Source organism: Arthrobacter sp. 24S4-2 (assembly GCF_005280255.1).
Taxonomy (GTDB): domain Bacteria; phylum Actinomycetota; class Actinomycetes; order Actinomycetales; family Micrococcaceae; genus Arthrobacter.
Genome location: NZ_CP040018.1, coordinates 424,935 through 438,260 on the forward strand (window position 1 = coordinate 424,935; position 13,326 = coordinate 438,260).

A 13,326-nucleotide genomic window follows, 5' to 3' on the forward strand; every position below is an offset into this window, starting at 1 on the left:
CATGGCTACAACACTGTTTACCAAAAAAGCCCCCGGGCTGACGCGCGATTCCAAGCGTCCTGTCTGGAAAGAGAAGCCCTCTCTGCTTTACCAGAGCATTAAAGCTGTCGTTCTCGTGCTCTTCAGCATCTCCATCCTGGCTCCCATGCTCCTCGTGGTGTCCACCTCGCTGGCCGACAATGAACAGCTGACGGCCGCTGGCGGCTTCGTGATGTGGCCGGAGCGGCCAACACTGGAGGCCTACCAGACCATCTTCCGAGGCCCCATGGTTCTGCAATCGCTCGGAGTTAGCCTCTTCATCACCGTGGTGGGCACCCTGCTGGCGCTGTTTGTGACTATCACCATGGCCTATGCCACCAGCCGGTCGGTCGTTTTCGGACGCCCCGTGATCCTTGCAGTCCTATTCACGCTACTGTTTGCCCCCGGACTCATTCCCTCTTTCCTGATGATTCGCGAACTCCATCTGCTGGACTCTCTGTGGTCCCTGATCCTGCCTGGTATCTTCGGTGCGTTCAACTTCGTGGTGATGCGTTCCTTCTTTATGAACATCCCGGGCGAACTCATTGAGAGTGCCCGCATTGACGGGGCGAGCGACTGGCAAATCCTCTGGAAGATCGTCCTGCCCCTTTCCAAGGCTGTGGTCGCTGTGGTGGGTCTGTTCTACGCCGTGGGCTTCTGGAACTCCTTCTTCAACGCCCTCCTGTACATCAACGACCACAGCAAATGGCCCATCCAGCTCCTCCTGCGCAACTTCGTCGTCCAGGGCAGTGGTGCGGCCGACGGGCTGGGGATCACCACCACCCCTCCGCCACAGTCAATCCAGATGGCAGTCGTTGTGGTTGCCCTCCTCCCTATCCTCATGGTCTACCCGTTCCTGCAGAAGCACTTCGCCAAGGGCGTTATCACCGGCGCGGTCAAAGGCTGATGCAGCCTTCCTGCCCGCTTTTCAGACAACTCCGCAAGAAAAACCAGAAAGGTCTACGCCCATGACGAGCGCTACTTACGGACAGCCCGGATTCAGCCGACGCGGCTTCCTCGGCCTTGCAGGCCTTACGGTCACCGCTGCCGGCCTGTCCGCCTGCGGGACCGGCGGAGCCGGCGTCGGAGGCAGCGGCGGCGCCGCCGCCTCCTCGGCACTCAAGCTGCCCACATACAAGGAATTCACCGGTTTCGCCCCGGACATTCCCGGTAACGAAAAGGGACTGCAGGCAGCCTTCTTCAAGCTCCCCGAGGCAGCAACGTCCGTCAAGGGCGCGCCGCTCAAGGGCAAGGTGACCGGCCTCACGGAAACCTTCGACACCATGAGTCCAGCTATGAACGACAACCCCTTCTGGCAGCGTCTCAATGCCAAATTGGGCGGCGAGCTGGACCTCCAGATTGCCGAGGACATCGGAGACGGCTACCCGGCGAAGTTCGCCACCGTCCTTGCCAGCAACGATCTCCCTGACATGATGTGGGTTCCGCCGAACCAAGGCATCCCCAACATCGGTCCCATGCTGGAAGCCAAATTCCAGGACCTGACACCGTACCTCTCCGGGGACGCCGTGCTCGAGTACCCCAATCTGGCCGCCCTGAAGCCGGATTCCTGGAAGACCGCCGTCGTCAACGGCAAAATCTGGGGAGCACCGATCCCCAGCACGCCTTTCGGGCAGATCACGTCCGGGCGGAGTGACATATGGGCGGCAGTTGACGGGCTCAACGCCGCCAGCGCCGATGAGTTCCTCGAAAAGGCCAAGGAACTGACCCGCCCCGGTGAGCAGAAGTATGCGCTGGAACCGGCCTACACCAACATTCTCCACATGGTCACTGAATGGTATGGAGCCCCAAACGGCTGGGCCGTGAACAAGGACCGCACCCTGACGCACCTCTTCGAGACGGACGAGTACGCTGCCGGGGTGGAGTTCACTGCCAAGATGTTTGCAGCTGGAGTGTTTTACCCGGACAGCAAGGCGTCCGACATCCGCACCCGTGTGGCCAACGGCACTGTTGCTGCACAGGTTCTGGTGGGTCCGCACGACATCCGCAGCTTCCGCGGCCTGAACAAGACCGCCAAGTTCGACCTTCTGGTCCCCTTCAGCGCCGACGGCAAGATCAAACCGGTCTACGACATGGGCTATGGCACCGTCGGCTTCACACCGTTCAAGAAAGCCGAGGAAGGCAGGATCCGCGAGCTTCTGGCTCTGATCAACTACCTTTCCGCCCCTTTCGGCACAGCGGAGTACATACAGAAGAACTACGGCGAGACCGGGCAGGACTACACGCTGGACGATGCCGGCAACCCGGTTCTCAGCGAGTCCGGTGCCACCAACATCCCAGGTCTCGCTTCGGCCCTGAACATTATGTCCAGCCCGGAGAATGTGCTTTTCAACCCGGGCTACGACGATGACACGCGATACGTCAATGAGCAGCAGAAGAAGCTACTTGAAATTGCCTGGCGTAACCCGACCAACGGCAGCTACTCGGACACCAACGCCAAGGTGGGTGCAAAGGTCACCAAGCAACTGCGCGACAAGGTCATTGACGTCATCACCGGACGCGAGAAGGTGGGAGTCCTCAAGGATGCAGTGAAGCGCTGGCAGTCAGAGGGCGGCAACAAGATCCGTGAAGAGTATCAGGCGGCCTTGCCCGCGGACGTACCGATCTTCAGCTCGTAGTAAGACGGTTGTGGCGGCGGGGGGTCTGCCCACTGTCGCCACAACCTGATGTTCAGCAACACCAGTTGGCGACAGTCCCAGGTCGCCAGGTTCACGGAGGAGATTCATGACGTTGACAAATCGCAGGGCACAGCGCCCGACCATCAGGATGGTCGCGGCGGAGGCCGGTGTGTCCACGGCAACTGTTTCCTACATCTTGTCCGGCCGGCGAGGTGAAGCCGGTCCGGGTTGCTCGGAAGCCACTGTGAGCAGGGTAAGGGCTGCTGCGGAACGGCTGGGCTACAGGCCCAACCAGGCGGCACGCGCCATCCGGACCGGGCGCACGAACACTGTGATCCTGTCCCTGACCATGCTTTCGGACCCGTGGGCGCTTGCAGTAATCGAGGCGGTCCAGCGTGCGGCGGCTCCCTTGGGCATCACGCCCATGATCCTTGCCGATGCTGACTGGGCCAAGGTTCTCCAGAGCCACAGTGCCGACGCAGTCTTTGTGGACGCTGTCCGGGAGCACAACGAACAGACACTTCGTGAGTTGGCAGGCCGGGGGTCAAGGCTGGTGGTGTTCCACGAGTCCCTGGAGCCGGAAGGCTTTGACGTCGTACGCTCCGTTGCAGGACCCGGCTGTGTCCTGGCCGTGGAACATCTGTTGGCAAGTCATACGAAGATAGCGTGCCTTGCCGCCGGCAGCTCCCTTGCGGGGCCGCGGTTCAAGGCATACACAGACGCCCATAAATCGGCCGGGCTGCCGGTCCGTGACGACTACGTGGGGACTTTCGATGGAAGTTCGGCAGGCGCCTACGCCGCCGCTACGCGGCTGCTTTCCCTGGAGGATCCGCCAACGGCCATCTTTGCCACTACGGACTATGCGGCCGTCAGCGCTATCAACGCGGCGCAGCGAATGGGGCTCGGAGTCGGCACGGACATTGACATCATCGGTGTGGGAAACACGGTGGAGGGCGAACGGATGTCCCCGTCGCTGAGCAGCGTGGGCCCTGTGGGCTTCTTTGACAGCCTGGCGCGGAAGCTGATGGACCGTGCCCTGGGATCCGACGAGGATCCCGGCGTCCTGGACTTCCCTTGGGAACTGTTCGTCCGTGAATCAGCACCGGCGAAGAAAGCAAGACACTAGGTTTTGAACCAATTACGGTGCCGCGCAGCCTCCGGGAATCCGGGCAGGCATGCGGCTACATGGCGGCCTAAGGGCTGCAACCAAGCAGGAGGAATCGCGTAGCAATGAGAACTGTTGATATGAAGGTCGGGCTGGTCGGATTCGGTCTGAGGGCGAGTCTGTGGAAGCACGTCCACAACCCGGGCCAGGGATCCGAAGTAACCATCGTGTGCGATACCAGCGCGCGCGGCCGCGCGGACGCTACCGAAAAGATCCCTACGGCCAGGGTCACGGCGGATCTCAATGAGCTGCTCACCAGCGGCATTGACGCAGTCCTGGTTCTTACGCCGGACAACCAGCACGCATTAGTGGCCGTCGAGACGCTCAGGGCCGGCATTCCCACCTTCTGCGAGAAACCGTTGGACGTCACACTTGAGGCAGCGGATCTGATCCTGCAGACGGCTTATGAAACCGGAACGAGGCTGTACGTCGGTCACAACATGCGCCACATGCCAGTGGTAGTGCAGATGCGCCAACTGATTGAAGACGGTGTGATTGGCGACGTCAAAGCGATCTGGTGCCGGCACTTTGTGGGCAACGGGGGCGACTACTACTTTAAGGACTGGCACTCCGAACGCAAGAACGTCACGTCGCTGCTGCTCCAGAAGGGTGCCCACGACATCGACGTCATCCACTGGCTGGCGAACGGCTACACCAAGCGGGTGTCTGCCATTGGGGACCTCGCCGTATACGGTGATGTCCGGGACCGCCGGGACAACGCCGGCCGCCGGATGGGGGACTGGTTCTCGCTCGATAACTGGCCGCCCACGGAGCAAACGGCGCTCAGTCCGCTGATCGATGTGGAAGACATTTCCATGATGCAGATGGTGCTGGACAACGGGGTGCTGGCTTCCTACCAGCAGTGTCATTTCACCCCCGACTATTGGCGGAACTACACGGTGATCGGCACCAAGGGCAGGATCGAGAACTTCGGCGACGGCCCGGGCGGCAAGATCAGCGTCTGGACGTCGAGGACATCCACCGGTTTCGCTGAGCCGGACCGGGTGATCGGGATTCCCGACGGCGATGGCGGCCACGGCGGCGCCGATCCTCGCCTGATCGCCGAGTTCCTGGAGTTCGCCGCCCGCGGCGGGCAGACCCGTACCAGCCCTATCGCCGCCCGCCAGTCAGTGGCAGCGGGTGTGCTGGCCACAGAATCCCTACGCGGTGACGGCTCTGCTCGCGAAGTCCCGGCATTGCCCGCCGACCTGGTCGGGTATTTTGAAGCCGGCCAACCTGCCCGTGACTCAAGCCATTGTTGACTACGAACGAACCGAAATCCTTGAACAAGACCATCACATCAGGAATGGACAATGCATGGACCTGCGACCGCCCGAACAAACGGCCCACCAATCGGCTGGAACAGGCCCCCGTGCATCTGGAGCGCAGCCACCCATCCTGAGCTACAGGGGCAATGCGTTTTACCGTTCAGGAAAACAGCACCGCATCCTGGCGGGTGCCATCCACTACTTCCGCGTGCACCCGAGTCAGTGGGAGGACCGCTTGGCCAAGTTGCGGGCCATGGGAGCCAACACGGTCGATACGTACGTTGCCTGGAACTTCCATCAGCCGACGCGCGGGCAGCGCCCCAATTTCACACATTGGCGGGATCTGGGCCGCTTCATCGATCTGGCCGCAGCCCAAGACCTGGATGTGATCGTTCGTCCCGGGCCGTACATATGTGCGGAATGGGATAACGGAGGGATCCCTGCATGGCTGACGGGCACGCCGGGGATCGGTCTGCGCTGTTCCGATCCGGTCTTCACAGACGCGGTCGAGGAATGGTTTGACGACCTCCTGCCCATCATCGCAACCCGCCAGGCGGCCCGGGGCGGGCCGGTGGTCGCGGTGCAGATCGAGAACGAGTACGGCAGCTACGGCGACGACAAGGCGTACTTACGCTGGAACCGCCGGGCGCTCATGGACCGGGGCATCTTGGAGCTTCTGTTCACCGCGGACGGCGGAACCGATTTCCACCTCGACGGCGGTGCACTGGACGGAACTTTGGCTGCGGCCACCCTGGGGAGCCGCGGGGAGGAATCAGTGGCAACTTGGCGGCGACGCAGGCCGGACGAGCCGTTTTTCAATGTCGAGTTTTGGGGTGGCTGGTTCGATCACTGGCATGAGGATCACCACGTCCGGGAGAAGGAGGACGCGGAGGCCGAAGTCTCAAAAATCCTGGATCTGGACGGCTCAGTGTGCATCTATATGGCCCATGGAGGTACGAACTTTGGGCTTTGGTCCGGCAGCAACCACGATGGTGAAAAGCTCCAGCCAACGGTTACCAGCTATGACTCCGATGCCCCGATCGCGGAGAACGGCGACCTAACGCCCAAGTACCATGCCCTGCGAAGGGCATTCTTCCATGCGCAGGGCACTGTGGAACCTCCCGAGCTGGATCCGGAGCTGTTGGCGCCTGCCCCGGTTTTGCCCGGCCGAACCCTTGACGTGGAGCCTGGCGTCGAGCTGCTAGAACTACTCCGTGCCGGTACGCGGCAGCGATCCAGCGTGCGGCCTCTTACATTTGAGGAGATGGACCTCGACTCGGGCCTGATGCTGTACGGCGCTGAGGTAACGCTGCCAGGGCTCCCTCACGCCCCGACCGAATCGCGGATCCGGATCATGGAACTCCATGACCGCGCCCACCTTTGGATCGACGGCCGTCACGCCGGGATACTGGATGGAGCGAGCGCACGGGAGGGATTGAGGGTCCAGGGAACCGGGGCCTCCGTGCGACTGGACATCCTCGTGGAAAACCAGGGGCGGATTAATTACGGACCTTTGACGGGTCAGGGGAAAGGCATTCTGGGGGGAGTCCTAGTAAACCAGCGCCACACCTTTCACTGGACGCAGACCCCCCACTCGCTCAGCGACTGGGGGGATCGGGAACTTGAACACCTTGCTTCAGCCAGCTTCCGGACGGATGCCGCCGCGGACACCTTTCTGGCCCTCCCCGGTTTCGGTAAGGGATTCGTCTGGATCAACGGCTTCCTGCTCGGCCGCTATTGGGAGGTGGGGCCCCAGTCCACTCTCTACATACCGGCTCCGCTGATCCGGACCGGCAGCAACTCGATCAAGATCCTGGAGCTGGAGAAGTGGGGCAGCTCAATAGAGCTGCGCACCGAGCCGGAGCTTGGCTAGACCGCAGCAGCGCCCATCGCCACGATGACTTCCGTGCCGTTCGCCTCAAAGGCAGCTTTGTCCTTTTGCGAGATCCCGGAATCCGTAATCAGTCTGCGAAAGGGGTAACCGGCCATGGTGGCGAAGGCGCGGCGCCCCACCTTCGAGGAGTCCGCAAGTACATAGGATTCGGTGGCTCGCCGGGCCATGAGGGTGTTGACCGACGCCTCGCCTTCGTCGGTGATGGTCGGCCCCACCTCCGCGTCGATTCCATTGACACCGATGAAGGCGAAGTCGAGGGCGACTTTCTGCATGACGATGTCCGTGTAGGGTCCGACGAGCTCGTAGGAGCGGGGGTTCAGGATGCCGCCGGTGACCATGATCTTGATGTTGGGCCGAACTGCGAGCTGGGCAGCGATGTTGATGGCGTTAGTGACCACAGTCAGGGTGGGCCGGTCCGATGGGGTGTTCAGGTCTTCCCGCGTAGACAGCACATGGGCCAGCGCCGTTGTGGTGGTGCCTCCGCTGAGGCCGATTACGGCACCGGGTTGGATGAGCCTTGACGCCTCTTCCGCAATGAGATTCTTGGCTTCGGCATGGTCATCGCGGTTGTATCGGCTGGGGAGGTCATAAGCCACCGCGCCGGTAGTAGCACCGCCTCTGGTGCGGCTGAGTAACCGTTGCTTTGCGAGACTGTCCAGGTCCCTGCGGGCGGTGGCAGGTGAAACACCTAATTTTGCGACGATGTCCTCCACCTCGATCTGCCCTGTGTCAGCAAGCAGGTCAAGGATCGCTGCCAGTCGATCGGTGCGGGTCATGAACATACCTCTCAAGTGGTACTACGTCGCCCTGGCGAACAGAGCCAGGAGCCGCGACACCTCGGGAACCAGGGCTTCGCGGCCGGCCTTCACGTACTTGCGGGAATCCACCACGGCAGGGTTGGCCGCCAGGTAGTCCCGGACCGCACGGGTGAAGAATCCGTTTAAATGGGTGGAAACATTTATCTTAGTCATGCCCGAGCCGATAGCGGCGACGATTGCGTCGTCTGCCACGCCTGAGCTTCCGTGCAGCACGAGCGGCACGTCCAGGGCGGACTTCAGCCGGGCGATCAGCGGCAGGTCCAGGACCGCCTTACGCTCGGTCATGGCGTGGGAGGATCCGACTGCAACGGCCAGCGCGTCTACGCCGGTAGCGGCGACGAAGGCGGCTGCTTCGCATGGATCTGTCCTGGCTCCGGGCGCGTGGGCGCCGTCCTTGCCTCCCACTTTGCCAAGTTCGGCTTCCACGTAGACGCCTGCCTTATGCGCGTGTTCGGTGACCCGCCGCGTGGCGGCAACGTTCAGGTCGTAAGGCAGATGGGCGCCGTCATACATCACGGAACCAAAGCCCAGCCCGATGGCCTCCAGCGCGAGCTCTTCGGATTCGGCGTGATCCAGGTGGATGGAAACCGGAACCGACGCTTGCCGGGCCGCGGCCATGGCTGCGCTGGCCAACGGCTCCAGTCCGCCATGGAAGTTGGCGCAGTTTTCCGAAATCTGCAGGATCACTGGAAGTCCGGCCGCTTCCGCGCCACCCACGAGTCCTTCCAGAGTTTCCAGGTGAACGATGTTGAAGGCCGCCTGACCCACGCCCCGCTCTAAAGCGCGGTTCATCAGGTCCCGGGTTTTGACCAAGGTCATGGCAGCTCCTTTTGGGTAACGATGAGCATGGTGGCCAGCTCCGCATGTCTGGGCGAAATTTCGCCCGCACCGGCATAAGTACGGCAGCCGCCGACCATGCGGTGGCTGCCCGGAGGATGTTTTCGATCTCGGTGGGGCCGTTGCAGAAGGCGACGGCGGCAGCGGCCACCGAGGCATCGCCGGCTCCGGTGGGATTGCCGGAGAAGGCGAAGGGCAGGCGCGCATGCCAGTAGCTGTCCGGTTGCCCGGCTTGGAAAGCCATCATGCCGTCCGCACCTGCACTGACCAGCACCCGGCGGGCCCCCAGGGCCATGAGCTTAACGGCGCCGGCGAATACGTCACGCTCTCCGGTGGCCTCAAGCAGCTCATGATTGTTGGGCTTGAGCAGATCCGCACCGGCTTCGGCCGCAGCCAGCATCCCGGGACCGGAAGTGTCAACAATTGCCGGGATGCCCGCACTATGAGCCAAAGAAATCAGCTCCGCGTAGAAGTCAGGGCGCCCCCCTTCCGGAAGGCTTCCCGAGCCCACAAGTACGCCGGGCGACGGTGCATCCCTATCGCTGAGGCTCTCCCGGACGGCGCTCTTCAGGGCCAGCCACTCGGTAGGCTCCAGCGCACTCCCGTGCTCGTTGAAGATGGAAGTTTGGCCGTTCACGGTGTCCACAAGAGCGATGCTGCGGCGGGTGTCCACCGCTGTGGACACGAGCCTGTGAGGAAGCGCGCTGGCCTGTAGCTCGGCGGCCAATGCTGCGCCGGAGGCGCCTCCGGCTGTGGCGATGGCGAGGACGGGGACGTTCAGCTGATGGGCAACTCTGGCGACGTTGACGCCCTTGCCTCCGGCCCGGACCAGGGGCGCCTCCACGCGGTTACTTCCGCCGATGCTGACGCCCTTGACGGTGTAGGTGACGTCCACCGCGGGGTTGGGAGTAACGGTGATAATGCGCTTCACGTGGACATTCCAAGTGGCGCCAGGAGCGCCCGGGCCTTCAGGGCTGCGCCGATAAGCCCGCCGTTCTGGCCTAGCTGTGACTTCACAATCAGAGGGCGCCGTTGGAAGGTCAGTAGCTCATCGACTCTGAGGCGCAGCGGAGCCAGCAGCTCGTCGCCGGCCTCGGACAGCCCGCCGCCGATCACGACGGCTTCGGTGCCGAGAATGTTGACGAATTGGACGATGCTGAAGGCCAAAGCGTTGACGGCATCGGCCCACACCTGCCGGGCGGTCCCGTCCTGTGCCCTGGCCAGTTCCAGGACGGCGCGGGCACCGTGCACCATGTTGCCGCTGAGCTGTGTGTAACGTCGGGCAATGGCGCCGGCGGAGGCCGCGGACTCAAGGATGCAGCTGGCTTGCCCATCTGGGGCAGGCACCAGGGCATGTCCCAGTTCTCCCGCGTAGCCGCCCGCCGTCACGACCCGGCCGTCTGTCAGGACGGCTCCGGCGATCCCGGTGCCAAGGATCATCACCACGACGTCGCTGAGGCTCCGAGCTGCTCCCAACTGCACCTCGGCATAGCCGGCGGATCCGACGTCGTGCCCGAAAGCAACCGGCAGCCCCAACCGGCGTTCAGCCTCTACGGCGAACGGATAGTCACGCCAGCCCAGGTTCGCCGACAGGATGCCGATCCCTGCATCAGGGTCCACCAGACCCGGCACGACCAATCCGGCCGCTCCTGGCCTCATCTTGGGAAAGTCCCTCGAAAGTTGACTCACCAGATCTTCCACCCGGTCCAGCACAGCTTCGGCAGGGCGGCTCTTGTCCAGAGGTGTCCTGCTGCGACGCAGTCCCATGATGGCGCCGGACGAATCAATCACGGCGGCCTTCAAATCAGTGCCGCCGACATCGAAGGCAAATACAGCCGCAGGTGCCGGCCCGAGGTTTGGGCCGTCAGTTGCGGCCGGTGCGGTGGGCATACGATCCGTCCTAGGGTGCGGCGACGTCGAGGATAACCGAACGCGTGAGGTTGCGGGGGCGGTCGGGGTCCAGGCCACGGGCCCTGGCGCGCTCCAGTGCCACCTTGTGCACCCGGGCCAGCTCCGCGAGGGGGTGCCGGCCGGTGTTGAGATAAAGTGCACCGGTCTTGGCCATGTCATCGTCCAGCCCTTCCGGCTGCTCGCCGAACAGCCAGGTGACTCGTCCTGGCGCGGCAATCGAGATGGGGCCATGCCGGTACTCCATGGCCGGGTAGGACTCGGTCCAGCCTTGGACGGCTTCGCGCATTTTCAATCCGGCCTCGTGGGCCAAGCCCACAGTCCAGCCCTGCCCGAGGAACGTGAATTGTTCAGCCTCGACGAGCTCCAGCGGAACCTTATCCGACACTGCGTGGCGGGCTTCTTCAACGGCGCCGGTGAGGTCCATTCCAAGGCTTGTCAGGAGGTACACCAGCGCAGCCGTAGCGAACCGCGTCTGCACCACAGACTTCTCGTCCGCGTATGGGAGCCCGATCACCGAGTCCGCAAGCGCCGCAGCCGGTGATTCGACGTCCCCGAGCAGTGCAACGGTCCGCACGTTGCCCTTAAGGGCTGCCAACTGCTCCAGCACTTCGGTGGTGGTTCCGGAACGCGTGATGGCTACGACTGCGTCGTAATCACGGGCGGCGCTGTTGCTGTTAAGGAAGGCCTCCGACGCCGCAAACGGATCCGTCAGGCCCTTGCCTGCCCTCTCGCGGGCAGCGGAGTAGCTCTGCGCAATAAACCAGGACGTGCCGCACCCGATCACCGCGACCCGCAGCCCGTCAGCAGGCAGCAAGTGCTCCTCCCGGGCCTGGGCAATGGCGCGCGTCCAGACGGCTGGCTGGGAGGTGAGTTCATGATCCATGTGCGCACCGAGAATGGCCTCAGTCATAGCATCTGCTCCTTTGGTTATGACGGCGCCATGCGTGCCGCGTGGTTATGACGGCGCCATGCGTGCCGCGGTTCGTCCCCGGACCGACCGATGACGTTTATTGATTGTTAATCAGTCTAAACAATCACAAACAATCTTACAAGCGTCACTGGGCCGTTGCGTTCGCAGTCTGAAAACCGCGGCGACGGTGGTTGCCAATTCTCGCCACGAACAGGTTCCTGCATCGCATGCGCTTATCGCTCTTCGGGGGCTTGAACCGCAGGGGAGGCGGGGCGCCAGGCTAAGAATGTGGCGCCGTTTTCCGGGCAAGCCCGGAAAGCCCCTTCGCGGGCTCGCTGCGGGACTTCAAGCAGGCAGGTTGGCGGACTCCATGGACGCAGCATGGTTAGCGCGTGTCACAACCAGCGTGGATCTGCAACGGAAGCTGCGAGCCGTCGCAGACCGGGGTGAAGGTCAAGGCCACCCTCGGTGGAAGAAAGGCCTCTGGATGCCATTGCCTGGTGAGGTCCGGAACATTACGGGATGGTGGGCAGCGCTAGCCTCGGCAGCGGTATCTGTCGGCACGCGCCTTCACAAGGCATCCGTCGCGGGAACCCTCCGAGGAATTCTTGCGCCGCCCCGCAGGACCGACAGAAGCCCAAAGTCCTCATCCACAACGATAACGTCGGCCCTCATTCCCGCGCGCAGACTGCCGACCTCGGCCCCGAGCCCGAGAATCTGTGCTGGCACAGAAGTAGCTGACGCGACGGCGTCACCGGGGCTCACGCCTGCCGCAATGGTCTGTCTGACAACGTCTAACAATGTCGCCGTACCACCGGCGAGCGATCCGGTGCTCCGCAATGTTGCCACGCCGTTGCGGACGGAGACCGGAGACGGGCCCAGGACGTAGTCACCATCGGGCAGCCCTGTCGCTGCCATCGAATCGGTGACCAGGAGGACGTTCTTCGGCCCAACCAGCTCAAAAACCATCCGCACTGTCTGCGGATCGAGATGTACGCCGTCGCCGATCAATTCCACGGCCACGGTGCCTGCCCGTGCCAGTCGGAGGCAGGCCGCTACGGGACCCGGGTTCCGGTGGTGCATGGGCGCCATCCCATTGAAAAGGTGTGTCACCGTGGGGCGGGCCCAAGCTTTATGCTGGCCGGACGATGCCAGCTTTCTGGCTGCGTGTTCCAGCGACGCAGCAGCCGTTTTGGCGTCAGAATCCGAGTGGCCCAGGGACGGCACCACACCATGCTTTGCCAACATGTCGACCAAATCATCCGCCCCTTCCAACTCCGCAGCGTAAGTCATGGACTTCAGGGCTCCAGCAGCGGCTCGCAGCAATTCGCCGAGCAGCTCAAGGTCAGGTTCCCGAAGCCACAGCGGGTTTTGCGCGCCGCATCGAGCATGGGACAGGAAGGGTCCTTCCAAATGAATTCCGGCGACGAGTCCTTCAGCCTCCATGGGCTTCAAAGCAGTTATCGCAGCCAACAAATCCGCGCTTGGAGCCGTGACCAGACTTGCAAGCAACGTTGTCGTGCCGTGTGCGTGCAGGAAGTCGACTGCTGCCCTGGATCCTGCATCTTCCCCGGCAGGAAAATCACCACCGACTGCTCCATGACAATGCAGATCGACTAGCCCCGGAATTATGAAACTGCCCGGGGGAACCTCGATCACTTCAGCGCCAAGCAATTCGTCGGTGTTGAGATCACCTCGTGGGCCCGCGTAGACAATCCGGTCATTACGTACGGCCACTGCCCAATCGGCAAGGACGCTTCCGTCCGTGACTACGGTCCCAAAAAGAAGATAAGCCGCGCTGCTGGTGACCTTTACGGGCGCCGAAGTTTGCATACTTTGATCCTAGACACTCCGGTCGACTCCTCTTGG

Annotated in this window: 10 protein-coding genes and 1 pseudogene; 5 read left to right on the forward strand and 6 right to left on the reverse strand. The window is 62.8% G+C overall.

Annotation, left to right across the window (positions count from 1 at the left end):
- Position 1 precedes the first annotated feature (1 nt).
- The 5 genes from FCN77_RS02065 to FCN77_RS02085 all read left to right on the forward strand — a co-directional run bounded on the left by FCN77_RS02065 (position 2) and on the right by FCN77_RS02085 (position 6,960).
- Positions 2-925, forward strand: a complete 924-nt coding sequence (locus tag FCN77_RS02065; RefSeq protein ID WP_137320914.1) for a carbohydrate ABC transporter permease — start codon at positions 2-4, stop codon at positions 923-925.
- A gap of 61 nt (positions 926-986) precedes the next feature.
- Positions 987-2,654, forward strand: a complete 1,668-nt coding sequence (locus FCN77_RS02070; protein ID WP_137320915.1) for a sugar ABC transporter substrate-binding protein — start codon at positions 987-989, stop codon at positions 2,652-2,654.
- Positions 2,655-2,760: 106 nt separating this feature from the next.
- Positions 2,761-3,780 (forward strand): LacI family DNA-binding transcriptional regulator, encoded by a 1,020-nt coding sequence (locus tag FCN77_RS02075; protein ID WP_254678813.1) that lies wholly within the window; start codon positions 2,761-2,763, stop codon positions 3,778-3,780.
- 104 nt (positions 3,781-3,884) lie between these two features.
- The gene (locus tag FCN77_RS02080; RefSeq protein WP_137320916.1) at positions 3,885-5,081 is read left to right on the forward strand and encodes a Gfo/Idh/MocA family protein; all 1,197 of its coding nucleotides are present in this window, start codon (positions 3,885-3,887) and stop codon (positions 5,079-5,081) included.
- 136 nt (positions 5,082-5,217) lie between these two features.
- Positions 5,218-6,960, forward strand: coding sequence for a beta-galactosidase family protein (locus FCN77_RS02085; RefSeq protein WP_254679079.1), 1,743 nt, complete (start codon positions 5,218-5,220; stop codon positions 6,958-6,960).
- On the opposite strand, the gene FCN77_RS02090 is transcribed toward FCN77_RS02085, so the two are convergent.
- The 6 genes and pseudogenes from FCN77_RS02090 to FCN77_RS02115 form a co-directional block, all read right to left on the reverse strand.
- Positions 6,957-7,757: a DeoR/GlpR family DNA-binding transcription regulator gene (locus tag FCN77_RS02090; protein ID WP_137320918.1), complete on the reverse strand. Its 801-nt coding sequence runs from the start codon at positions 7,755-7,757 to the stop codon at positions 6,957-6,959. The two genes, FCN77_RS02085 and FCN77_RS02090, sit on opposite strands and share 4 nt — an antisense overlap.
- A gap of 21 nt (positions 7,758-7,778) precedes the next feature.
- The gene (locus tag FCN77_RS02095) at positions 7,779-8,618 is read right to left on the reverse strand and encodes a class II fructose-bisphosphate aldolase (protein ID WP_137320919.1); all 840 of its coding nucleotides are present in this window, start codon (positions 8,616-8,618) and stop codon (positions 7,779-7,781) included.
- 127 nt (positions 8,619-8,745) lie between these two features.
- Positions 8,746-9,567: pseudogene (locus tag FCN77_RS02100) on the reverse strand (1-phosphofructokinase family hexose kinase); the annotation flags it as partial.
- Entirely contained in the window at positions 9,564-10,526 is a 963-nt protein-coding gene (locus FCN77_RS02105) for an ROK family protein (protein WP_137320920.1), read from the reverse strand. The gene FCN77_RS02105 and the pseudogene FCN77_RS02100, both read right to left, overlap by 4 nt.
- A 10-nt stretch (positions 10,527-10,536) precedes the next feature.
- Positions 10,537-11,457: an SIS domain-containing protein gene (locus FCN77_RS02110; RefSeq protein ID WP_137320921.1), complete on the reverse strand. Its 921-nt coding sequence runs from the start codon at positions 11,455-11,457 to the stop codon at positions 10,537-10,539.
- Between the two features lie 570 nt (positions 11,458-12,027).
- Positions 12,028-13,290 (reverse strand): N-acetylglucosamine-6-phosphate deacetylase, encoded by a 1,263-nt coding sequence (locus FCN77_RS02115; protein WP_137320922.1) that lies wholly within the window; start codon positions 13,288-13,290, stop codon positions 12,028-12,030.
- Between the last annotated feature and the right edge of the window lie 36 nt (positions 13,291-13,326).

Bases quoted from the DNA above. Each gene is read 5' to 3' on its own strand.
- FCN77_RS02065 (WP_137320914.1), top strand. From the start codon at position 2: ATGGCTACAACACTGTTTACCAAAAAAGCCCCCGGGCTGACGCGCGAT.
- FCN77_RS02070 (WP_137320915.1), top strand. From the start codon at position 987: ATGACGAGCGCTACTTACGGACAGCCCGGATTCAGCCGACGCGGCTTC.
- FCN77_RS02075 (WP_254678813.1), top strand. From the start codon at position 2,761: ATGACGTTGACAAATCGCAGGGCACAGCGCCCGACCATCAGGATGGTC.
- FCN77_RS02080 (WP_137320916.1), top strand. From the start codon at position 3,885: ATGAGAACTGTTGATATGAAGGTCGGGCTGGTCGGATTCGGTCTGAGG.
- FCN77_RS02090 (WP_137320918.1), bottom strand. From the start codon at position 7,757: ATGACCCGCACCGATCGACTGGCAGCGATCCTTGACCTGCTTGCTGAC.
- FCN77_RS02095 (WP_137320919.1), bottom strand. From the start codon at position 8,618: ATGACCTTGGTCAAAACCCGGGACCTGATGAACCGCGCTTTAGAGCGG.
- FCN77_RS02105 (WP_137320920.1), bottom strand. From the start codon at position 10,526: ATGCCCACCGCACCGGCCGCAACTGACGGCCCAAACCTCGGGCCGGCA.
- FCN77_RS02110 (WP_137320921.1), bottom strand. From the start codon at position 11,457: ATGACTGAGGCCATTCTCGGTGCGCACATGGATCATGAACTCACCTCC.
- FCN77_RS02115 (WP_137320922.1), bottom strand. From the start codon at position 13,290: ATGCAAACTTCGGCGCCCGTAAAGGTCACCAGCAGCGCGGCTTATCTT.